Annotated in this window: 18 protein-coding genes and 1 tRNA gene; 11 read left to right on the top strand and 8 right to left on the bottom strand. The window is 70.4% G+C overall.

The window, feature by feature from the left end:
* Positions 1–43: 43 nt before the first annotated feature.
* From OG496_RS30980 to OG496_RS30970, 3 genes are all read right to left on the bottom strand, one after another.
* Positions 44–919 carry an NUDIX hydrolase gene (locus OG496_RS30980; protein ID WP_405973245.1) on the bottom strand — a complete coding sequence of 292 codons (876 nt, stop codon included), beginning with the start codon at positions 917–919 and terminating at the stop codon, positions 44–46.
* Positions 920–1,054: 135 nt separating this feature from the next.
* A complete protein-coding gene (locus OG496_RS30975; protein WP_317880519.1) occupies positions 1,055–1,522 on the bottom strand; it encodes a RidA family protein in 468 nt (155 codons plus the stop codon).
* Positions 1,519–1,677 (bottom strand): DUF4177 domain-containing protein, encoded by a 159-nt coding sequence (locus OG496_RS30970; RefSeq protein WP_019063748.1) that lies wholly within the window; start codon positions 1,675–1,677, stop codon positions 1,519–1,521. The genes OG496_RS30975 and OG496_RS30970 overlap by 4 nt, the downstream gene beginning before the upstream one ends.
* Positions 1,678–1,772: 95 nt before the next feature.
* Here OG496_RS30970 and OG496_RS30965 point away from each other — a divergent pair, with 95 nt between their 5' ends.
* On the top strand, positions 1,773–2,750 hold the full coding sequence (locus OG496_RS30965; RefSeq protein WP_366494438.1) for an ArsA-related P-loop ATPase: 978 nt from the start codon (positions 1,773–1,775) through the stop codon (positions 2,748–2,750).
* A complete protein-coding gene (locus OG496_RS30960; protein WP_405973244.1) occupies positions 2,747–4,189 on the top strand; it encodes an ArsA family ATPase in 1,443 nt (480 codons plus the stop codon). Before OG496_RS30965 ends, OG496_RS30960 begins: the two co-directional genes overlap by 4 nt.
* 79 nt (positions 4,190–4,268) lie before the next feature.
* Here OG496_RS30960 and wblA read toward each other — a convergent pair whose 3' ends face one another.
* The gene (wblA, locus tag OG496_RS30955; RefSeq protein ID WP_019063745.1) at positions 4,269–4,607 is read right to left on the bottom strand and encodes a transcriptional regulator WblA; all 339 of its coding nucleotides are present in this window, start codon (positions 4,605–4,607) and stop codon (positions 4,269–4,271) included.
* A gap of 407 nt (positions 4,608–5,014) precedes the next feature.
* Between wblA and OG496_RS30950 the strand changes: the two genes are divergently transcribed.
* Positions 5,015–7,291, top strand: coding sequence for a transglycosylase domain-containing protein (locus OG496_RS30950; protein ID WP_405973243.1), 2,277 nt, complete (start codon positions 5,015–5,017; stop codon positions 7,289–7,291).
* A gap of 140 nt (positions 7,292–7,431) precedes the next feature.
* Here OG496_RS30950 and OG496_RS30945 read toward each other — a convergent pair whose 3' ends face one another.
* Complete coding sequence (locus tag OG496_RS30945; RefSeq protein WP_366494441.1) at positions 7,432–7,899, bottom strand: GatB/YqeY domain-containing protein; 468 nt, start codon at positions 7,897–7,899, stop codon at positions 7,432–7,434.
* 154 nt (positions 7,900–8,053) lie between these two features.
* On the opposite strand from OG496_RS30945, the gene OG496_RS30940 reads away from it, so the two are divergent.
* The 3 genes from OG496_RS30940 to OG496_RS30930 all read left to right on the top strand — a co-directional run bounded on the left by OG496_RS30940 (position 8,054) and on the right by OG496_RS30930 (position 10,008).
* Entirely contained in the window at positions 8,054–8,980 is a 927-nt protein-coding gene (locus OG496_RS30940; protein ID WP_405973242.1) for a metallophosphoesterase, read from the top strand.
* A 114-nt stretch (positions 8,981–9,094) separates the two neighbouring features.
* The gene (locus OG496_RS30935) at positions 9,095–9,880 is read left to right on the top strand and encodes a Pr6Pr family membrane protein (protein WP_405973241.1); all 786 of its coding nucleotides are present in this window, start codon (positions 9,095–9,097) and stop codon (positions 9,878–9,880) included.
* A gap of 54 nt (positions 9,881–9,934) precedes the next feature.
* Positions 9,935–10,008 (top strand) — tRNA-Pro (locus tag OG496_RS30930).
* A gap of 80 nt (positions 10,009–10,088) precedes the next feature.
* On the opposite strand, the gene OG496_RS30925 is transcribed toward OG496_RS30930, so the two are convergent.
* Positions 10,089–10,853 carry a DUF4232 domain-containing protein gene (locus OG496_RS30925; RefSeq protein WP_405973240.1) on the bottom strand — a complete coding sequence of 255 codons (765 nt, stop codon included), beginning with the start codon at positions 10,851–10,853 and terminating at the stop codon, positions 10,089–10,091.
* Positions 10,854–11,053: 200 nt separating this feature from the next.
* On the opposite strand from OG496_RS30925, the gene OG496_RS30920 reads away from it, so the two are divergent.
* From OG496_RS30920 to OG496_RS30905, 4 genes are all read left to right on the top strand, one after another.
* Positions 11,054–12,490, top strand: coding sequence for a helix-turn-helix domain-containing protein (locus tag OG496_RS30920; protein WP_405973239.1), 1,437 nt, complete (start codon positions 11,054–11,056; stop codon positions 12,488–12,490).
* A 184-nt stretch (positions 12,491–12,674) separates the two neighbouring features.
* On the top strand, positions 12,675–13,088 hold the full coding sequence (locus OG496_RS30915) for an STAS domain-containing protein (RefSeq protein WP_405973238.1): 414 nt from the start codon (positions 12,675–12,677) through the stop codon (positions 13,086–13,088).
* Positions 13,089–13,152: 64 nt separating this feature from the next.
* Complete coding sequence (locus OG496_RS30910) at positions 13,153–13,899, top strand: ANTAR domain-containing protein (RefSeq protein WP_405973237.1); 747 nt, start codon at positions 13,153–13,155, stop codon at positions 13,897–13,899.
* Complete coding sequence (locus tag OG496_RS30905; protein ID WP_405973236.1) at positions 13,896–14,642, top strand: GAF domain-containing protein; 747 nt, start codon at positions 13,896–13,898, stop codon at positions 14,640–14,642. The genes OG496_RS30910 and OG496_RS30905 overlap by 4 nt, the downstream gene beginning before the upstream one ends.
* A 26-nt stretch (positions 14,643–14,668) precedes the next feature.
* Here the strand turns inward: OG496_RS30905 and OG496_RS30900 are convergent, their stop codons facing one another.
* Positions 14,669–15,673, bottom strand: a complete 1,005-nt coding sequence (locus OG496_RS30900) for an acyl-CoA desaturase (RefSeq protein ID WP_405973235.1) — start codon at positions 15,671–15,673, stop codon at positions 14,669–14,671.
* Positions 15,674–15,954: 281 nt separating this feature from the next.
* Between OG496_RS30900 and OG496_RS30895 the strand changes: the two genes are divergently transcribed.
* Positions 15,955–16,314, top strand: coding sequence for a hypothetical protein (locus tag OG496_RS30895; protein ID WP_405973234.1), 360 nt, complete (start codon positions 15,955–15,957; stop codon positions 16,312–16,314).
* 32 nt (positions 16,315–16,346) lie between these two features.
* Here the strand turns inward: OG496_RS30895 and OG496_RS30890 are convergent, their stop codons facing one another.
* Positions 16,347–21,158 (bottom strand): DNA repair ATPase, encoded by a 4,812-nt coding sequence (locus tag OG496_RS30890; RefSeq protein WP_405973233.1) that lies wholly within the window; start codon positions 21,156–21,158, stop codon positions 16,347–16,349.
* Positions 21,159–21,214: the final 56 nt, after the last annotated feature.

The raw sequence follows: 21,214 nt of genomic DNA, 5'->3' as shown, positions 1-21,214 counted from the left end.
TCCGTGGCGGTGGCGGGGTGGGGGGTGTCGTTCAGTGGGGTGGTCATGCGGGCGCCCCACCCAGAGGAATGTGCTTCGTGAACTCCCCATGGCCCGGCCACGACAGGACGACCTCGTCGGCCTCCAGGCGGGCCCGGGCGAGGACCGGGGTCAGATCGCGTTGCGGGGCTGCCGAGAGGGCCTCCGCCGCGCTGCCGTACGGCATCAGGCCGCGCAGGGTCGCGATGGTGGGCGGCATCATCGTCAGGTCGCCCTTGTCGTACCCGGTCGCCGCCTCGCCGGGAGTGATCCACACCGTGCGGTCGGCCTCGGTGGAGGCGTTGCGGGTGCGCTGGCCCTCCGGGAGGACGGCGACGAAGAACCAGGTGTCGTAGCGGCGGGTCTCGAACTCCGGGGTGATCCAGCGGGCCCACGCGCCCAGCAGGTCGGAGCGCAGGACCAGGCCGCGGCGGTCGAGGAACTCCGCGAAGGACAGGTCACGGGCGACCAGGGCGGCGCGGTCCGCCTCCCATTCGGGGCCCGTGGTGTCGCCGACGACCGCGTCGGGGGCGGGTCCGGCGAGCAGGACGCCCGCCTCCTCGTACGTCTCCCGTACGGCCGCGCACACGATCGCCTGGGCGCCCGCCTCGTCGACTCCGAGCCGGTTCGCCCACCACGCGCGCGTGGGGCCCGCCCAGCGGACGTGGTGGTCGTCGTCGCGCGGGTCGACACCGCCGCCCGGGTACGCGTACGCGCCCCCGGCGAAGGCCATGGAGGCGCGTCTGCGCAGCATGTGGACGGCGGGGCCGGTGTCGGGGCCGGTGTCCCTGAGGAGCATCACCGTGGCCGCCCGACGCGGCTCCACCGGCGTGAGTCGACCCTCCGCGAGCGCCCTGATGCGCTCGGGCCACTCCGCCGGGTACCACTGACCGTTCGCCATGGGCGGAGGCTATCCCGTAGTGCGCGGATGTTCGAGAGGCAACAACACGTACCCCTGGACAGCGATTACGCCCGATCGCGCACCCGGGACAGCGACAGCGATCAAGCCGGCTCGTCGTCCGCCCCGGGACAGCGGCTACGCCTGCGTCAGCTCCACCTGGATCTCGACCTCGACCGGTGAGTCCAGCGGCAGTACCGCCACGCCGACCGCGCTCCGCGCGTGGACGCCCTTGTCGCCGAGGACCTCGCCGAGGAGTTCGCTGGCGCCGTTGATGACACCGGGCTGGCCGGTGAAGTCGGAGGCCGAGGCGACGAAGCCGACGACCTTCACCACGCGCGCGATGCGGTCGAGGTCACCGGTGACGGACTTGACGGCCGCGAGGGCGTTCAGCGCGCAGGTGCGGGCCAGTTCCTTGGCCTCCTCCGCGGTGACCTCACCGCCCACCTTGCCCGTGACGGGGAGCTTGCCGTCCACCATGGGCAGCTGGCCCGAGGTGTAGACGTACACCCCGGACTGCACGGCGGGCTGGTACGCGGCGAGCGGCGGGACGACCGCCGGCAGGGTCAGACCGAGCTCGGCCAGCCGGGCGTCGACGGCACTCATGCCTTCTCCCGCTTGAGGTAGGCCACCAGTTGCTCGGGGTTGTTCGGCCCGGGCACGACCTGGACGAGCTCCCAGCCGTCCTCGCCCCAGGTGTCCAGAATCTGCTTCGTGGCGTGTACGAGAAGCGGCACTGTCGAGTATTCCCACTTGGTCATGCGGCCGACTTTAGCCGCTGCCGACCACCCCTCCGCCGTCGCGTTATCCACAGCCTCCCGCTTGGTTCGGGCGCGGACTGGTTAGGCTCGAAGACGTGAGCAGGCTCCAGGTCGTCAGTGGCAAGGGCGGTACCGGCAAGACCACGGTGGCCGCGGCCCTCGCGCTGGCCCTGGCCACCGAGGGGAAGCGGACGCTTCTCGTCGAGGTCGAGGGTCGCCAGGGCATCGCGCAGCTCTTCGAGACGGAGACGCTGCCCTATGAGGAGCGGAAGATCGCCGTCGCTCCCGGGGGCGGGGAGGTGTACGCACTCGCCATCGACCCCGAACTGGCCCTTCTGGACTACCTCCAGATGTTCTACAAACTGGGCGGAGCGGGCCGCGCCCTGAAGAAACTCGGCGCGATCGACTTCGCCACCACGGTCGCGCCCGGCCTCCGGGACGTCCTCCTGACCGGCAAGGCCTGCGAGGCCGTACGCCGCAAGGAGAAGAGCGGACGGTTCGCCTACGACTACGTCGTGATGGACGCGCCGCCGACCGGCCGCATCACCCGTTTCCTCAACGTCAACGACGAGGTGGCGGGGCTCGCGAAGATCGGCCCGATACACAATCAGGCGCAGGCGGTGATGCGGGTGCTGAAGTCGCCGGAGACGGCCGTGCACCTGGTGACGCTGCTGGAGGAGATGCCCGTCCAGGAGACCGCGGACGGCATCGCCGAACTGCGGGCGGCGCGGCTGCCGGTGGGCCGGATCATCGTGAACATGGTCCGCCCCGAGGTGCTGGACGCGGCCGACCTCGATCTCGTACGGGCCGTACCGCGCACCGCCGTAGCCCAGGCGCTGTCCGCCGCGGGCCTCGGCGGGGCCCGGCGCGGCGGCAACGCCGAGAAGCTGGTGGACCCGCTGCTCGCGCAGGCCGAGGAGTACGCCGAGCGGTACGCGCTGGAGCACGACCAGCGGGCCGTACTCGGCGAGCAGGGCCTGCCGTTGCACGAACTGCCGTTGCTCGCCGAGGGCATGGACCTCGCGGGCCTGTACGAACTCGCCACCGAGCTGCGGAAGCAGGGGATGTCATGAGTCCGGACCCGGCCCGCGAAACGGACCCCGCCCGCCCCCGACAGGCCTCCTCCGCACAGGACCCCGCCCGCCCCCACCACATCTCCCACGCGCGCGTGCTCGACGTGGACCCGCTGATCGACGACCCGGAGACGCGCATCGTCGTGTGCTGCGGCTCGGGCGGGGTCGGCAAGACGACCACCGCGGCGGCGCTCGGGCTGCGGGCCGCCGAGCGGGGGCGCCGGGTCGTCGTCCTGACCATCGACCCGGCCCGCAGGCTCGCCCAGTCCATGGGGATCGACTCGCTGGACAACACCCCGAGGCGCGTGAAGGGCGTCGACGGGGACGGCGAACTGCACGCGATGATGCTCGACATGAAGCGCACCTTCGACGAGATCGTCGAGGCGCACGCGGACCGCGAGCGGGCGGCCGCGATCCTGAACAACCCCTTCTACCAGTCGCTTTCGGCGGGCTTCGCGGGCACGCAGGAGTACATGGCGATGGAGAAGCTGGGCCAGCTGCGCGCCCAGCACGACTGGGACCTGATCGTGGTGGACACCCCGCCGTCCCGCTCGGCGCTCGACTTCCTGGACGCGCCGAAACGTCTCGGCTCGTTCCTGGACGGCAAGTTGATCCGGCTGCTGACCGCCCCGGCGAAGCTGGGCGGGCGGGCCGGGATGAAGTTCCTCAACGTCGGCATGTCGATAATGACCGGCACGCTCGGCAAGCTGCTCGGGGGTCAACTGCTCAAGGACATCCAGACGTTCATCGCCGCGATGGACACCACCTTCGGCGGTTTCCGCACGCGCGCGGACGCGACGTACAAGCTGCTCCAGGCGCCCGGCACGGCGTTCCTGGTGGTCGCGGCCCCGGAGCGGGACGCGCTGCGCGAGGCGGCGTACTTCGTGGAGCGGCTGGCGGCCGAGGAGATGCCGCTGGCCGGTCTGGTCCTCAACCGGGTGCACGGCAGCGGAGCCGCCCGGCTGTCGGCCGAGCGGGCACTCGCCGCCGCGGAAAATCTTGAAGAGCCCCGCATTGTCGATCAGGTGGGCGGGAAAGCTGGACTTCGTAACTCTCCCGACACGTACGGCAGTTCAGAATCTCCCGCTTCATCGCCCGCCACCGAGGCAGCAGTTCGCGCCGCAGCTCCTGACGAAGGCTCCCCCGCCGACACGGACCAGGAGCGGTCCGCCGCCACGGACGACACCGACGATCAGCCGACCGACGACGAGCGATCCGTCGACCAACTCACCGCGGGCCTGCTCAAGTTGCACGCCGAGCGGATGCGACTGCTCTCACGTGAGCAGCGCACACGTGACCGCTTCACCGCGCGGCACCCGGAGGTGGCCGTCGCCGAAGTGGCCGCGCTGCCCGGCGATGTACACGACCTCGCGGGGCTGCGGGACATCGGGAACCGGCTCGCGGCCGGTCGGCCGGAGCTGCCCGAGACGAAGGTCTGACGCACGCCCCGGGACGCAACTCCCGGGGCGGGTACCCCCGGGGATCGCCCGGGGTCGATCGGCCCCTACGGGACCGGCGTCAGCCCACCGCCGCGTAGTTCTCGTAGATCTCGTCGTCGTCGAGGGGGATGATGCCGACCCCTCGTTCGTACTCGATACGCGCGGTCTCCAGTAGCCGGCGCCATGAAGTGACAGTGGGCCGCCTGCGCAGCAGTGCGCGGCGCTCCCGCTCCGTCATTCCTCCCCACACGCCGAATTCGACGCGGTTGTCGAGCGCATCGGCGAGGCACTCCGTGCGAACCGGACATCCGGTGCACACTGCCTTCGCCCTGTTCTGCGCTGCTCCTTGAACGAACAGTTCATCCGGATCGGTAGTGCGGCAGGCCGCCTGCGCACTCCAGTCGGTAACCCAGCCCATACCGGCGCCGTCCTCTCCCGAATCGAGGCTCCCCCACGGCGGCAGCGGCATATTCACCGCCGCCAGTTGAGGACGTTACGGAAGGTGGGCACAGCGCAACACCCCCTTCGGGCCCAATCTTGAATGGCCCGAACGGACTATGGGTAAGCGGCAGATCACCCGGGGGAGTGAGCTGACGACATGCGTGACTTTCCCGGCAAAGCGGGACAGTTGACATGCGCCACAAGGGGCACCAGGTGACACAGGAGGCGGATTCGGACACGCCTCCGACAAAAAATCCGGGAACGACCGGAACGATTCGGGGTCGCCGGACGTATTGATACGTGACCGCGCTGCTGTGACAGTTGAGAGCAGCTTAGGCCAACGCCTATACACGTGTCCGGCGAATGAGAACGTAGGCTGCCCCCATGCCAAAAAAGCGCTCGGGTGGTGGTCTGTCCCCCCTGCAACAGACCGCCAAGTTCCTCGGTGTCAGTGTGCTCGCCGGTGCCGTGATGGCCGGAATCGCGATGCCCGCGGCCGGCGCGCTGGGACTCGCGGCCAAGGGGTCGGTCCAGGGGTTCGACGACATTCCGGACAGTCTGAAGAGCCCTCAGCTCAGCCAGCGCACCACGATCCTGGACAGCAAGGGCAACCAGCTCGCTTCGGTCTACTCCCGTGACCGCACGGTGGTGGAGCTCAAGGACATCTCGCCGTACATGCAGAAGGCGATCGTCGCGATCGAGGACTCGCGCTTCTACCAGCACGGCGCGATCGACCTGAAGGGCGTCCTGCGCGCCCTCAACAAGAACGCGCAGAGCGGCGGGGTCTCCCAGGGCGCCTCGACCCTCACCCAGCAGCTGGTGAAGAACTACTTCGTCGAGGAGGCCGGTGACGACCCGACGAAGGTCGCCCAGGCCACCCAGCAGACGCTCGGCCGCAAGGTCAAGGAACTGAAGTACGCGATCCAGATCGAAGAGAAGCTCGGCAAGAAGAAGATCCTGGAGAACTACCTCAACATCACCTTCTTCGGAGAGCAGGCCTACGGCGTCGAGGCGGCGTCCGAGCGCTACTTCTCCAAGCACGCCAAGGACCTGAACCTCCAGCAGTCGGCACTCCTCGCGGGCATCGTCCAGTCGCCCACGCGCTACGACCCGATCAACGACGAGGCCGAGGCCAAGAAGCGGCGCAACACCGTGCTGGCCCGCATGGCCGAGGTCGGCGACATCTCCAAGGCGGAGGCCCTGGCGGCCGAGAAGACCGACCTCGGCCTGAAGGTCAGCCAGCCGAAGAACGGCTGCATCACCGCGGTCAAGGGCGCCAGCTTCTTCTGCAAGTACGTCGAGAAGGTCTTCCTGAGCGACCCGGTCTTCGGCAAGACCAAGGAGGCCCGGGCGAAGATCTGGAACCAGGGCGGCCTGACGATCCGTACGACGCTGGACCCGCAGGCGCAGAACTCGGTGCAGGCCTCGCTCAAGGACCACATCTACAAGTCGGACTCGGTCGCCGCCGCGGCCACCCTCGTCGAGCCCGGCACCGGCAAGATCCTCGGAATGGGCCAGTCGAAGCCGTACGGCTACGGCAAGAACGAGACCGAGTACAACTACTCGGTCAACGCCGACATGGGCGGCTCGAACTTCGGCTTCCCGACCGGTTCGACGTTCAAGCCGTTCGTCGCGGCGGCCGCGCTGGAGCAGGGCCTGCCGGCCACCCAGCAGTACCCGGCGCCGTACTCGATGGACTACCCGAGCCCCGTCTCGACCTGCAGCGGCAAGAACTGGGTCAACACGGACGGCGCGACGGTGGAGAACGAGAGCGAGTCGGAGAAGGGTCCGTACGCGCTGAAGGAGGCGATGGCCAAGTCGGTCAACACCTACTTCGTGCAGATGATCTCCGACATCGGTCTGTGCCCCGTGGTGAACATGACCAACAAGCTCGGGGTCGTGCAGGGCAACGGCGACAAGATCCCCGAGGTCCCGGCCATCGCGCTCGGCTCCAAGGGCCTCTCGCCGCTGACGATGGCCAGCGCGTACGCGGCCTTCGCCAACGAGGGCACCTACTGCACCCCGATCGCCATCGAGTCCATCACCCAGAAGGTGGGCAACGAGCAGAAGTCGCTCGCCGTCCCCAAGTCGACCTGCACGCGCGCGATGAGCAAGAAGACCGCCGACACGGTCAACACCGTGCTGCGCGGCGTGGTCGACTCCGGCACCGGCCAGGAGGCCGGCCTCACCGACCGCGAGAGCGCCGGCAAGACGGGTACGACGGACTCGCGCAAGAACGCCTGGTTCGTCGGCTACACCCCGAACCTGGCCGGCGCGGTCTGGGTCGGCAGCGCCAAGCAGAACGTCGAGATGACCAACATCACCATCGGCGGCGTCTACCACCCCGAGGTCTACGGCGCCGACACCCCGGGCCCGATCTGGAAGGACGCCATGTCCGGCGCCCTGGAAGGCAAGCAGGCCGAGTCCTTCCAGCTCGTCAACATCCCCGACCCCGTCAAGAAGGACAAGGGCAACGACGGCGGCAAGAACAACGACAACGGGGGCAACGACAACGGCGGCCTGACCACCGACGGCGGCACCACCGGCACGACCGACGGCGGCACCACCCCCACCCCGACGTTCTCCCTGCCCGACGGCTTCATCCAGGGCACGTCGAACGGCGGGAACAACGGCAACGGGAACGGCGGCAACAGGGGCTAGCACCCCGGCGGTCGGCAGGTCTCCTGCCTTCTCCGTCCGCTTCTTCGTCTACGACGACGGGGGCGCCCCTGGTGAAAAGGGGCGCCCCCGTCGTCGTAGCGAAATGTGTTTCTCCAGACGGGTCTCTCCGGACCGGCGGTTCAGCCGGCGAGGAGCTTCTTCACCACGGCGGCGACACGGCCGCCCTCGGCCAGGCCGGCGACCTTCGGGTTCACGATCTTCATGACGGCGCCCATCGCGCGCGGGCCCTCGGCGCCGGCCGCCTTGGCCTCCTCGACGGCCTGGGTGACGATCGCGGTCAGCTCCTCGTCGCCGAGCTGCTTGGGCAGGTACTCGGCGAGGATCTCGCCCTCCGCCGTCTCCTGCGCGGCCGACTCGGGGCGACCGCCCTGCGCGAAGGCGTCCGCGGCCTCGCGGCGCTTCTTCGCCTCCTTGGTGATCACCTTGAGGACCTCGTCGTCGGAGAGCTGGCGCTTCTCCTTGCCCGCGACCTCCTGATTGGTGATCGCGGAGAGCGTCAGCCGGAGCGTGGAGGAGCGCAGCTTGTCGTGCGCCTTGATCGCGGCGTTGAGGTCTTCCTGCAGCTTCGCCTTGAGCGTGGTGGTCATGGGTCCGATTCTCGCAGGTGCGCGAGTCTGGCCGCCCGCGGATTTAAGGGCCTGCTTGAGGAGCCGCTTGAGGGGCCTCTTAGGTGGCCTCTTAAGTGGCCTCTTAAGTGGCCGCGGCCGACGGGGTGTCAGTGGGGTCTGACACGATGGAGATATGCGCGCGCGATACGGAGTACCTCTGGGAATTGCGGCGGCCGGTGCCGCCGGTGTGGTCTATGCGGCGGCCTTCGAGGTCCGCTCCTTCCGGCTGCGCCGGGTGACGGTCCCGGTGCTGCCGGCCGGCATGCGCCCGCTCAGAGTCCTCCAGGTCTCCGACATCCACATGGTCGGCGGCCAGCGCAAGAAACAGCGCTGGCTGCGCTCGCTCGCGGGCCTGCGCCCCGACTTCGTGATCAACACCGGCGACAACCTCTCCGACCCGGAGGCCGTCCCCGAGGTCCTCGATGCGCTCGGCCCGCTGATGGACTTCCCGGGCGCGTACGTCTTCGGCTCGAACGACTACTACGGCCCCACACCCCGTAATCCCGTCCGGTACTTGTTCGAGAAGACCGCGGGCCGCCACGGGCTGAACGGCAACCCGCCCGTCGTAGGAGCCGTCCACAACCCGTGGGAGGACCTGCGGGACGGCTTCGACGCGGCGGGCTGGCTGAACCTGACGAACACGCGGGGGACGCTGAAACTCGAAGGCGCGTCGGTGGAGTTGACCGGCCTGGACGACCCGCACATCAAACGCGACCGCTACGCACGCGTGGCCGGCGGCCCGTCCGACGACGCCGACTTCTCGATGGCCGTGGTGCACGCGCCGTACCTCCGGGCCCTGGACGCGTTCACGGCGGACGGCTACCCCCTGATCCTCGGCGGCCACACGCACGGCGGCCAGCTCTGCATCCCCTTCTACGGCGCCCTGGTGACGAACTGCGACCTGGACACGGACCGGGTCAAGGGGTTGTCCCGGCACTCGATGGAGGGGCGGACGTCGTATCTGCATGTGTCGGCGGGGTGCGGGACCAATCGGTACACGCCGGTGCGGTTCGCCTGTCCGCCGGAGGCCACGTTGCTGACGTTGGTGGGGCAGGAGTAGGAGACAGGTACCGAGGGCTGCTGCCGCGGGGGCCTCGTGGAGTCGCGGTCGCCGGGGTAGCTCGTCCAGCCCACCCGTATCGCCCGATTCGTCCCCGCTGCCTAGCGTGAGGGCATGACCGCCCCGATACCCAGGGACATCCCGGACCTCCCCGCGGTACCCGGTATGCCCGCGCTGTTCGCCTCACCCGTTCCCGCCACTGCGGTGGTGGCCCCGTACCGTCGCCCGCTGACAGCGGCGTACCGACTGCTGGTCGCGCTCGTCGCGGCAGCGGCGGTGACCGTCGACCTGTTCCTCGGCAGCCCGATCCGGGTGCTGACGTACTTCACGATCCAGAGCAACATCCTGCTGGCCCTGGTCATGCTCGCCACGGCCCGCCGCGCCTGGACGGCCCGCCGTCCCCTCTCCCCCCTGGTCACGGGCGCGGCACTGCTCTACATCACGATCACCGGCCTGGTGTACCACCTGATCCTGGCGCACGCGTCGAGCCCGTTCGCGATGACGGGCGGCACGACGGCTCCCACGGGCTGGCAGGCGGTGACGAACCAGGTCCTGCACACGGTGATACCGATCGCCGCGGTGATCGACTGGCTGTTCCTGACCGCCCCCGGCCGGCTGCGTCTGCGGATGGCGGCGACGTGGCTGCTGTACCCGATGACGTACCTGGCGGTGTCGTTGGGCCGGGGCGAGCTGATCCTCCCCGGCACACCGGGCCGCTACCTCTACTCGTTTCTCGACGTGGAACGGCACGGCTACAAGAGCGTTCTGGGCAACGCCCTCCTCCTCGGCCTCGCCTTCTACGCCCTCTCCGTCCTCCTCGTGGCCCTCGACCACGCCCGCCCCAACCCGATCCGCCACCGCGCCAAAACCGGATTTCGTCTCCAGCCACCGGTGGGCTAAAGTAAACGACGTCGCCGCGATGAGCAGCAACACTGGCAAGATGAGTGGCGACATCGGGGTGTAGCGCAGCTTGGCAGCGCGCTTCGTTCGGGACGAAGAGGTCGTGGGTTCAAATCCCGCCACCCCGACAGCCGAGTAGTAGTGCAGAGGGCCGGTACTGATTCCAGTACCGGCCCTCTGGCGTGCTGGGCGTCCCCGTCCCCGGCGCTCAGTACGTCAGGGCGTCCTGCGCGTCCGTCAGCCAGTAGGTCACCTTCAGCGAGTCGTCCACGTACACGCCCTTCGTCGGCAGGGCCGGGGTCGCCGCCGGGCTGATGCTGTTGTTGTTGCGGTCGAAGAAGTAGACGGAGAGGGACTTGGCGGTGCGGCCGTTCGTGCCGGTGCCGTTGTCTCCGCCGGAGAGGGCCACGCCGGCGTAGCCCGACTGGCCCGGGGTGAGGGTGGTCACCGCCTGGGGCTGCGAGTCCTTCATGACCGGCGGTACGGACTGGGCGTCGTCGAAGTTGACGGCCGGGTAGTAGTAGAGGTCGCAGGTCTTGGAACCCGTGTTGGTGACGGTGAGCAGCATGTGGTTGATGGGGCGGGAGACCGTCTGGGCCGTCACCTTGGTGTTGGCGCCGTTGCACGGGACGCTGCCGCTCGTGGAGGTGCCGGAGCCGGAGCCCGAGGCAGAACCCGAGGCAGAACCTGAACCCGAGCCGGAGCCCCCGCTCGTCTTGCTGCCGCTCGTCCCCGTGCCGCCACCCGTCGAGGTACCGCCCGACGTGGAACCCGTGGAACCCGTGGAACCCGTGGAACCTCCCGTCTTCGTCCCTGACGGTGCCTGCGTCGCCACCGTGGAAGAGGTCGGCGTGGCCGCGCCCTCGTCCTGTACTCCCAGCTTGTCGTTGCAGGCCGTGAGGGAGAGCGCGGCGAGTGCGACCGTGGCGGCGGCGAAGAGGCGGGTGCGGGGACGGGCGGTGAACGCGGACATGGCTGTTGTGCCTTTCGGAAGGAGGGAAGTGGCCGCCGCCCAACTGGTCGGCGGGCGGCGTGCTTTGATGACCGCAGCTTGTGCCGCTTTCCGTCCCACCCGCTACGACAGCCGGGATCTACGGGAACCTGGAACGTTCGCACCGGCTCTTACCTGGGAGAACAGTGACTCCCTGGAACGCTCGACTGGAATGGGGCAGGGTGGCAGGGCCTGAGGAGACCGCCGATTTCGCGGCGCTGATACGGGAGTTCAAGGACCGGTCGGGGCTGAGCTACGGCGTGCTCGCGAAGCGGCTGCACATGAGTACGTCGACGTTGCACCGGTACTGCAACGGCGATGCCGTCCCCACCGAGTACGCCCCCGTGGAGCGGTTCGCCCGGCTCTGCAAGGCGACCCCGGACGAGCTCGTCGAGGCCCACCGCCGGTGGATCCTGGCCGACGGGGCACGCCAGCGGGAACGGAAGGCTGCCGCCGGGACAGCCACAGCGGCTACCCCGGCTGCCCCGGCAACCCCTGCCGCTACGGCAACTGCGGAGCCAGGCACGAGCACCCCCGCACCCGCCACCCCCTCCGCTCCAACGCCCTCCCCTTCCACTCCCACCGGCACCGAGCCGACCACCACGCCCATCCCCACGCCCCCCTCCACCCCCGAGGCAAGCCCCTCCGACGCAACGGAGACAAGCCACCCCACCACCCCCAACCCCGGCCCCCGCAACGGCAATCGCACCCGCCGCCGCACCACCCTCCTCACAGCCGCCGCCGTAGCCGTGGTCGTCGCCGCCACCGCGCTCGTCCCCCGTCTCGTGTCCGGCGGCGACGACAACGGCGACCGCAAGCAGGAAGCCGGCTCCGTGACCTCCACCGGAAACGGCACCTCCTCCGCCACCCCGTCGTCGAAGGCGAAGGCGACCCCCTCCCCCTCCTCCTCCACCTCGCCCTCCGACAGCGCGAACCCCTCCAAGTCCGCCGCGGCGAAGACCGGCGTGTCCGCCACCCCGAGCGACAAGGCCGACGGCGGCGCGGCGACCGCCGTACCCCTGACGGTGACCTCACGGCCGTATGCCTGGGAGAGTCCGTGCAGTCAGACCTACCTGGTCGACGAGGACGCGGCGAAGGTGCCGCCGCCGCCCACCGAGCAGGACGCCCCGAGCTGGGTGAGTGCGCTGGGGGCCGTGTCCGCGGGCAGTCAGTTCCTTGAGCTCACTGTTCAGGGCACCGGGCAGGAGACCGTCGTACTCCAGTCGCTGAATGTGCGGGTGGTGCAGAGCGGGTCGCCGCTGGCCTGGAACGCGTATGCCATGGGGTATATCGGGGTCGGCTGCGGTGGCGGGGTGCCCACGCACTCCTTCGACGTCGGGCTGGACGCGACGCGGCCGGTGGCCACGCCGAAGTCCGGGCAGACGGGGTTGCCGTACAAGGTGAGCGAGAGTGATCCCGAGGTTCTGTACGTCACGGCCGCCGCGGCCTCCCATGACGTGCGCTGGTATCTGGAGCTGGCGTGGACCAGCGGGACCCGCAAGGGCGTGCTGCGCATCGACGACCAGGGGAAGCCGTTCCACACCAGTGGGATGAGCGGGCGTCCGCAGTACGGCTATTCGCTGGACGACAGCGAGTGGATACCGCATCAGGCCGACTGAGGCAAGCACAAGGCCGAAACCGGTACCCATTAGCCAGAAACGGCTCCCGGCATATCCCTTCCCGGCAGTACGCTCGTCGTACGGCAGCCCAGGACCCCGGCCCTCTCCGTGCAGTCACGTTCCGCGCAACAGAGGCCCTGCGCAAGAAGGCGAAAGCCACTTTCTTACAGGGGAGATGGGGCACATGGGCCCGCATCCTGATCTGTTCGACGAGCCAGACGGACAACCGGACGGGCAGGCAGCCGGACAAGCACACGGACTACGAGTGGTGCGGGCCGGCGGTGAGCTCGATCTGACGACCGTGCCTGCCTTCGCGCACGAGCTCAAGGAGGCCCTGCACGGCGCGGGGCGGCTCTTCGTCGTGGTCGATCTGCTCGACGTGACCTTCATGGACGGCAGTGTTCTGGACCCGTTGGGCACGGCCTGGGAGGAGTGTCGTGAGCGGCTCGGGTGGCTGCGCGTCGTGCACTCCCGGCCGGGGCCGTTGCTCGTGTTCCGGGCCGCCGGTCTGGTGGAGCGGTTCCCGCGGTACGCGAGCGTGCGGGACGCCTGGAAGGGCGTGCTCGCCGACCGCCCGCTGGAGCGCCGGGCCACGTAGGGTACGGCAGACGTCGGTCGGCGCATCGTCTCGAAGTGCCCCGGCGGCCGCGGAACGGAGCTCGGTGATCAGCGACGGCATGGCCGAAGTCCTGCGGTCGCTGCGCCTCGGTGAGGGCGGCGATCCCGCGCAGGCCTGCGTCCGGGCGCTGGGTGCCGGGGGCGTCGCCCTGTCGCTGCTGGTCGGCGCCGCCCGCACGGCCGAGCCCCTGTGGTGTCATCCCGAGCTGAGCGCCCGTTTCGAGGAACTCCAGTTCACGCTGGGCGAGGGCCCCGGCCCGGAGGCCGTCCGCACCGGTCTGCCCGTACTGGAGCCGGATCTGGACCGGGTGCGCCCCGAGCGGTGGCCCGTGCTGCTGCCGGCCGCGCGCGACATGGGCGTCCAGGGCGTGTGCGGGTTCCCGCTGGGCATCGGTGCCATCCGGGTCGGTGTGCTGACCGTGCTGAGCGCCGGGGACAGACGGATGAGCGAGCAGCAGTACGCCGACGCCACCGCCCTGACGGCCGCCCTGACCGGCGCGTTCCTGAACGGCAACGGGCACGCGAACGGCACCGCACCCGGACCGGACGCGATGCCGGACTGGCCGACCGGGCTGAACCGCCCGGTCGTGCACCAGGCCACCGGGATGATCAGTGTCCAACTGGGCGTACCCATACAGGAGGCCCTGCTGCGCCTGCGGGCCCACGCCTACGGCAATGAACGCACCCTGGGGGCGGTCGCGGAGGATGTCGTCGCCCGCAGACTCCGCTTCGGGGACGAATTGGACGACGATATGAGCGGGCCGTATTCGCCCGACACTGGAAAGGGATGATCGCCATGGCCCGCGAACAACGTCTGGCCGAGATCTTCGTGGAGGTCGCGGACTCCCTGGTCGAGGACTTCGACGTCATCGACCTGCTGCACCGGCTGTCCGCGCGCTGCGTCGAGCTGCTCGACGTGTCGGCGGCCGGGATCCTGCTCGTGGACGCGCACGGCGAACTGCAGATCATCGCCGCCTCGGACGAGCACACCCGCCTGTTGGAACTCCTCGCGCTCCAGCACGACCAGGGCCCGTGCGTCGAGTGCTACCGCACCGGCGCCGCCCGCACCAACATCGACCTGACCCGGGCGGAGGTGACCGCGGCCTGGCCGCGCTTCGCGGCGCAGGCACGCGCGACGGGGTACGTCTCCACGCACGCGATCCCGCTGCGGCTGCGCAACCGGGTCGTCGGCGCGCTCAACCTCTTCCAGAGCACCCCGCACCGCCTCGGCGACGACGACATCGCCCTCGCCCAGGCCCTCGCCGACGTGGCCACCATCGCGGTGCTCCAGCAGCGCACGCTGGAGCAGTCGCACGTCGAGAACAGCCAGCTGCAGAACGCGCTCACCAGCCGCATCCTCATCGAGCAGGTCAAGGGCGTGCTGGCGGAGCGCTGGAACACGTCCGTCGACGACGCCTTCACCGCCTTCCGCTCCTACGCCCGTGCCCGCCACCTGCGCCTGTCGGATCTCGCGACGCAGATCATCGAGGGCGACTTCGACACCAGGACCATCCCGGCACCGCAGCAGTCGTAACCGGTCGTAGCCGCTCGTAGCCGAGGTCAGGCGCGGCGCGCGGCGACCCGGTCCGCGGACGGCCAGTGCACGTCGTAGGCCCAACCGGCGCGCTCCATCAGGCGGATGACGGCGGCGGACGGGTCGATCTGGCCGCGGTCGACGCCGTGCCGGGCGCTCGTGGGGTCGGCATGGTGGAGGTTGTGCCAGCTCTCGCCGAAGGAGAGCAGAGCCAGCGGCCACAGGTTGGTGGCGCGGTCGTGGCGCCGGGTGCGGAAGGGGCGCTCACCGATCATGTGGCACAGCGAGTTGACGCTCCAGGTGACGTGGTGGAGCAGCGCGATACGCACAAGTCCCGCCCACAGCAGGCCTGTTACGCCGTACAGCCAGCTGCCGCCGATCGCCCAGCCGAGGCCGAACGGCAGCGCGAGGGTGAGCAGGCACAGCCACGGGAAGGCGCGGGAGACGGCCCGGATGTCGGGGTCGGCGACGAGGTCGGGGGCGTAACGCTCGGGCGCTGTCTGCTCGTTGCGGAACAGCCAGCCGACATGGGCGTCGAACAGTCCGTGCAACTGGCCGCGCAGATGGGTGCCGTAGCGGTACGGCGAGTGCGGGTCGCCGGGCCGGTCGGTGAAGGCGTGGTGGCGGCGGTGGGTGGCGACCCAGCCGATGACGTCGCCCTGGAAGCTCATCGACCCGGCCACCGCGAGCGCGATCCGCACGGGCCGGACCGCGCGGTACGAGCCGTGGGTGAGCCCGCGGTGGAAGCCGACCGTGACGCCGAGGCCGGTGACCGTGTAGAGGACGGCCGCGAGCACGATGTCGACAGGGTGGATCAGCCGCCCCCACAGCAGCCAGCCCGCCAGGCCGAGCCCGACGAACGGCAGGACGACGATCGCCGCGGTGACGCCGACGTAGATCCGGTCCCCGCCGTCCCGGACGGGCGCCGGGCCCTCGTCCAGCGGGAAGGGGGAGGTGCCGTCGTAGGGCGGGGGCGGCGGGCCGGTGCCCGCCGGGATCCCCGTCGTGGACGGGGTGGAGAGGGTGGACATCCTGGACTCCTCGGCCTCGCTGCGGATGGCGCGGCCGGGGTCACGGGCTGCCCCTGTGAAGGGAAACGCGAGGACGCGGCGCCGGAGCGGGACATCGGCGCGCGAAGGCCTCGGTCCTTCCAAGGTACTCCGGCCCGCGCCGGAACGCGGTGGCCGGGAGCGCGTGACCGCCGCGTTGACACGAACCGTCGCCGCACGTTGACTGGCAGCACGGCGCAGGGCAGTGGCCGGTGCACGGACGATCCCAAAAACGCCTTCGGGCGGGACGGAAGCGACTCCCGATGATGTACGACCAGACACGCGCCCAACAACCCGCAGGTCAGAACCGGGTCCCCTCCGAACGCCGTACCCCGGGCCCGGAGCCCCTGCTCCCGTCGAGCGAGCGGGACAAGGTCCTCCAGCGGCTGCGACACGCCCTCAACACCTTCGCGGACACCCCGCGCGATGCCCTGGAGGAGGCGGAGAGCGCCTACGACGAGGCCACCGCCCAGCTCGTGACCGCGCTCGCCGCCCGCCGCGACCTCCTCCGCGCCGCCTGGGCGGACCAGGACCCCGAGTCCCCGTCCGAGTCCGACTCCGAGGAGTTCCGCAACGCGCTGCGGCAGTACCGCGAGATCACCCAACGGCTGCTCCAGCTCTAGCAGTTGGGCGAGGGCTCAAGGATCGGTGGGCATCATCCCGGGCCGCTCGCCCGGGTGATCGCCGACTCCACCGCGCCGATGCGCTCGGCCAGCACCCCGAGGGCGGCGACCGCGCGACGCAGCGGTTCGTCCTGCGCCGCACCCCGCTCCCGCACGTACGCCGTCTTCAACTCGCCCCAGCGCACGGCCTGTTCACCGGTCAGCGTGCCGCGCAACTCCCCCAGCTTCAGCAGGTTCGCCTCGGCGCCCGCCCCCAGCGTCTGTGCCTCGGCGGTGTAGTGGTCGTCCAACACCGCTGACAGTTCACGGGAGTTCATCACCGGCTCGACGCGCTGGGCGATGCGGTTCATGGTGCGGTACGACCCCTGGAGCCTGAACGGCGGTTCCGTGCGGGCCGCGTCCGTCGTCGCCGCCGACGCCATGTACGCGGAGTTGACCGCGAGCACGGTGTCGCGGGCGGTGACGAGGTGCCTCAACACCCCTACCATCCGGGCCAGTTCGGCGGGGTCGCAGGCATAGGACAACCGGTCCGCGCGGGCGGTCGTGTCGCCTTCCGCGAGGCGGATCAGCAGGTCCAGGTCGGCGCGGTCGCGGCCGGCGAGCGGGGCGAGGACCGGGTTGGAGGTCAGCGCGTTCTCCAGGAAACTCAGCGCGAACACCGCCTCCTTGCCGGTCAGTACGTCGCCTAGGTTCCAGACGTCGGCACGGTTGGCCAGCATGTCGGGGACCCGGAAACGCCCGCCCGACTCGGTGTAGGGGTTACCGGTCATGCAGACGGCGAACCGTTTCCCCCGTAGGTCGTATGTACGCGGTACGCCCTCCCACACGCCCTCCACCCGCCGCGTCGCATCGCACAACGGGATGAATTTCTGCAGCAGTTCGGGCGAGGTGTGCTGGATGTCATCGAGGTGGAGCAGCACGTTGTTGCCCGCCGCGAGCGCGAAGTTGACCTTCTCCACCTCCTGGCGGGCGGTCGCGTTCGGCGCCTCCGCCGGGTCGAGGGAGGTGACACCGTGCCCGAGGGCGGGCCCGCTGACCTTGACCAGCACCAGCCCGAGCCGGTCGGCGACGTACTCCATGAGGGTCGTCTTGCCGTACCCGGGCGGTGAGATGAGCAGCAGCAGGCCGCCCGTATCGGTCCGCCGTCCCTCCCCCGTCGTACCGATCTGCCGGGCCAGGTTGTCGCCGACCAGCGGGAGATACACCTCGTCGACCAGGCGCCCCCGCACGAAGGACGACAGCACGCGCGGCCGGTACTCGTCGAGGCGCAGCCAGGCACGTTCCGCCGCCACCAAGGCCGTACGGCGACGCTGGTACGCGCGATGACCGGGGACCTCCGACGCCCTGAACTCCCGGGTCCGGGCGAGGAGTTCATCGACCCGGAGTGACAACGCCCCCGCCTCGATGCGCGGGTGCGTGCCCAGCAGTCCCCCGACCGTCTCCGTCAGCCGCACGTCCGACTCGTACCGCGGTACGTCCGGGCAGAGTTCGGCGGCCACCGCCTCCGCGAGGTCCCCCGGGTCTGCCTCGGTGCCGGATGTCGTCGTGTACGCCGTCAGCCAGGCCTCCACCAGCTGGCGGCGGGCGGCCGGTTCGTCGACGGCGAGCACATCGTCGTCGTAGGCCGAACTCCCGACTGTGCGGCGGAACTTGTCGAGGAGGGTGCGTGCGGCGGCGCTGATCACGAAGCCCTCGGGGCCGGTGGTCAGTTCGTCGAAGAGGTACGCGGCGGCGGGCTCGCCGGTCCGTTCGGCCAGTTCCGTCAGGAAGTCGGTGACGGCCGGGGTCGGTCCGAAGGTGTCGCGGGCCCGCGCGAGCGACCTCGCCCGGCGCGTCCAGCTCGCGCGCTCCTCCGGGCTCGTGCCGTGCGTCCAGAACAGCAACGCCCGTGCCCGGGCGGCCGGTTCGTGCCGCAGCAGGCCCGCGCCCTCGTACCGGCGGAGCAGCGCGGTCAGGATCGCGGTCGCGTCGTGGTCGTGCACGCCGCGTTCGTAGCCTTCGTCGTACGACTCCTGCGCGGCCCGGCGGACCAGGGCGGCTAGGTCGGGTTCCTGGGCGAGGGACTGGGCGCCGTGTTCGTCGAGGAGGCGGGCGGCGAGGTGTTCGGAGCGGTAGACCTGCGGTGATTCGGAGGGCAGCGGGCGGTCCCAGAATCTGCGGGTGGCCGTGAACTCCGGGTCGGTGACCGGGGTTCGGTAGTCCGTGCCGGTGAGGGCGAAGGCGAGGCCGTCACCGGCGGGGACCAGGGTGAGGTCGAGGGGCTCGGTGTTCACGGCGAAACGGTGGCGGCCCAGGCGGAGGGTCCGGCCGCCGTCCGTGTAGAGGTCGGTGCGGTCGCGCAGGGCGCGGACCGCCTCCTCACGGGCCGCCGCGAGCCGGCCGGTCAGCTCCTCGGCCCTCATCCGGTCGCCCAGATCCCGGAGTTGGTCGGCGGAGCGGCGGATCTTCGTCACCATCGGGTCGGAGGCGAAGTACGTGCTGACCGCGTCGGCGTCGGCGAGCGTGGCCGCCCGGCGCCCCACCGTCTCCAGGACCCGGGTCGCCGAGACCGCCAACTGCTCGGCTCTACGGGCGCGTTCGTCGGCCAGGGTCTGCTTGCGGGCGGAGAAGGTCTCGTAGATCTCGGTGCGTCTGCCGGTCAGTTCGGCGAGGAAGTCGTCGAAGTCCGTGAAGCGGGCTTCCAGGTTCTCCAACTGGACGAGCAGCCGGGTGAGTTGGGCGTCACAGGCCTCCGGTGTCGCCGCGTCCGCGAGCGCGCCCGTCACCGCCTGGCCCAGCAGGGCGAACTCGGCCGCGAACTCCGCCCGGCCCTCCCGGTCCTGGAGTTCCCTGCGCCGGGCGTCCAGCGTGGCACGGGCCCGGTTGACCCCGCCCAGCACCTCGGCGATCCGCTCCAGGATCGACGTACGGACCGTGGCGTCACCGATGTCCAGCCCGGCGATCACCTCGGTCACCGTCCGCAGCCCGTCGGTGAGTTCGTCGAGCCGGGCGGCCACGGGTGCCGACTCGGCGACCGTGGCCAGCTCCCCCGCCTCCGCGACCAGCTCGCCGATCAGCTCATGGTGCCCGGCGAACGCGTCCTCGCCCGCCAGGAACACGACCGCCCGCTGCCCGAACGCCCCGAGCTCCGCCTCCACCCCGGCCGCCGACTCGTCGATCCGTACGGTGTCCGCGTACCGCATCTCCTTCAGAGTCAGCAAGTGCCCCTGTGCACGCCGGAGTTCGGTCAGTCCGGCGACCCACCCCGCCGCGTCCCGGGGCATCTCGCCCCGCAGCCGTCGTACGAGCCCGGTGAGCCGTTTCATGGCATCGGCGAGGGCGTCGGCCGCGCGGGCGGTGAGCGTCCGGACCGTCTCGAACTCGGCCAGGACCTGTTCCGCCGTGACCCGGACGTCCGTCAACGGGCCGCCCAGGTCCCCGAGTTCGGCGTCCCCGAGCCAGTGGTACGAGTCCGCCGCCCGGACGCACGCGCCGACCAGCGCCTCGTACACCTCCGCCGTGGGCTCCATCCCGGCCACCGCACCCGCGAGGGACAGACAGTCGGAGATCCCGCGTACGAGATCGGCGTTCCCCACCCGGAACAGCGGCCCGGAGCCGACGAGTTGGGCGGCGGCGTACGTGTCGGAGACATACGGCGTACGCCACACCCGCACCGGATGAACGCGAGCCGCCTCCCCCTCCGCACCCGCGCGCAGCACCATCAGCGTGCCATCCCCGAAGAGCCCCCAGCCCTGACAGGACAGCGGGTTGGCGACCTCCTTGCGGATCGCGTTGTACGGCAGCAGGAGGCTCCGCCCCGGCACCCGCGCCCGGTACGCGAACAGCACGTCCTCACCGTTGGGCGAGCGCACCACCCGCTCCAACTCCAGCCCGGCGGTGTCCACTTCGAAGGTCTTCCACACCCCCGTGGCCAGGCAGTACCCGCCCGGGAACACGATCCCCCGCTCCTCGGGAAGCCGCTGACACGACAGCCCGATCCCGTCGAGCCGGACGACAGCCCTGGTGAGAGTGTTGAAGACCAGGTAGCGGTGGGCCTCCTCCTTGTAGGGACACACACGCAGCAGCACCAGCACACCCACCCGCGCATACGCGATCTCCGCGTCGGCCGCCGACTGCAGCGGCTCGTCCACCGGCTCGGAGTAGATCCCCTCCCCCGTCTCTGTGTTGTCCTCCACCTTGACGGTGAGAGTGCCGCCCACCGTGTCGACGTACAGCCCGTCCTGGATCCGGACGTGCGGGTGCCGGCCGGGGACGAGGTCCTCGCGGGTCGTCGCCGTCCAGCCGAAGTCGTACGACGGCGGGAGGACGTGGTCGCGTTCGCCGTGCGCGTCCAGGAAGGTCGCCGACCGGCCGTCGTCCGCGAGCGCCCAGCGCAGGACCCGGATGTCGTCGGCCTTCTCGCCGGTGCGGAAGACGGCGAGCAACTTGCCGTCGAGGCAACGGAGTTGGAGCAGTCGGGCCTGGCGGTAGTACCGGTGCAGGGCGGTGAACTCCCGTACGAAGTCCGGGTCGTCGAGGAGTCCGGGTACGGCGTTCTCGGGCAGCGGGCGCAGGTCGTGGCGGGCGTGCAGGGCGAGGACGTCGGCCACCGTCGTCTCCCGGGTGACACCGAGGGAGACCTGGCGACCGAAGAGGAGGGCGTCTCCTACGGCGACGAGGTCGCGCGGCGCGGCCGGGTGCTCGGTGTCGAGGCGTTCGGTGCCGGTGAGTTCCAGGCGGGTGGAGCCGAACTCCTCGGTGCGGCGGGCGTTGAGCGTCTGCGCGCGGCGGGCGAGTTCGGCGGCCTGTGCGGCGAGGCGGTCGCGCAGGACCTCGTAGGTGCCGGTGTCCAGGCCGGTGGTCATGGGTCCCTCTCGGATTCTCAGGGGGTGAGTCCGGAACTGCCGTCCCCTGTGCGGCA

The organism is Streptomyces sp. NBC_00988, assembly GCF_045162645.1.
In the GTDB taxonomy this organism is placed as follows: Bacteria; Actinomycetota; Actinomycetes; order Streptomycetales; family Streptomycetaceae; genus Streptomyces.
Note: the sequence above shows the minus strand (reverse complement) of the source record. Positions and strands in the feature narration are given on the sequence as shown.

What these genes read in the sequence shown, in the direction of transcription:
- OG496_RS30945 (WP_366494441.1), bottom strand. Translation starts at nt 7,899, where the DNA reads ATGACCACCACGCTCAAGGCGAAGCTGCAGGAAGACCTCAACGCCGCG.
- OG496_RS30935 (WP_405973241.1), top strand. Translation starts at nt 9,095, where the DNA reads ATGACCGCCCCGATACCCAGGGACATCCCGGACCTCCCCGCGGTACCC.
- OG496_RS30940 (WP_405973242.1), top strand. Translation starts at nt 8,054, where the DNA reads ATGCGCGCGCGATACGGAGTACCTCTGGGAATTGCGGCGGCCGGTGCC.
- OG496_RS30960 (WP_405973244.1), top strand. Translation starts at nt 2,747, where the DNA reads ATGAGTCCGGACCCGGCCCGCGAAACGGACCCCGCCCGCCCCCGACAG.
- OG496_RS30950 (WP_405973243.1), top strand. Translation starts at nt 5,015, where the DNA reads ATGCCAAAAAAGCGCTCGGGTGGTGGTCTGTCCCCCCTGCAACAGACC.
- OG496_RS30900 (WP_405973235.1), bottom strand. Translation starts at nt 15,673, where the DNA reads ATGTCCACCCTCTCCACCCCGTCCACGACGGGGATCCCGGCGGGCACC.
- OG496_RS30895 (WP_405973234.1), top strand. Translation starts at nt 15,955, where the DNA reads ATGATGTACGACCAGACACGCGCCCAACAACCCGCAGGTCAGAACCGG.
- OG496_RS30975 (WP_317880519.1), bottom strand. Translation starts at nt 1,522, where the DNA reads ATGAGTGCCGTCGACGCCCGGCTGGCCGAGCTCGGTCTGACCCTGCCG.
- OG496_RS30980 (WP_405973245.1), bottom strand. Translation starts at nt 919, where the DNA reads ATGGCGAACGGTCAGTGGTACCCGGCGGAGTGGCCCGAGCGCATCAGG.
- OG496_RS30890 (WP_405973233.1), bottom strand. Translation starts at nt 21,158, where the DNA reads ATGACCACCGGCCTGGACACCGGCACCTACGAGGTCCTGCGCGACCGC.
- wblA (WP_019063745.1), bottom strand. Translation starts at nt 4,607, where the DNA reads ATGGGCTGGGTTACCGACTGGAGTGCGCAGGCGGCCTGCCGCACTACC.
- OG496_RS30925 (WP_405973240.1), bottom strand. Translation starts at nt 10,853, where the DNA reads ATGTCCGCGTTCACCGCCCGTCCCCGCACCCGCCTCTTCGCCGCCGCC.
- OG496_RS30970 (WP_019063748.1), bottom strand. Translation starts at nt 1,677, where the DNA reads ATGACCAAGTGGGAATACTCGACAGTGCCGCTTCTCGTACACGCCACG.
- OG496_RS30905 (WP_405973236.1), top strand. Translation starts at nt 13,896, where the DNA reads ATGATCGCCATGGCCCGCGAACAACGTCTGGCCGAGATCTTCGTGGAG.
- OG496_RS30915 (WP_405973238.1), top strand. Translation starts at nt 12,675, where the DNA reads ATGGGCCCGCATCCTGATCTGTTCGACGAGCCAGACGGACAACCGGAC.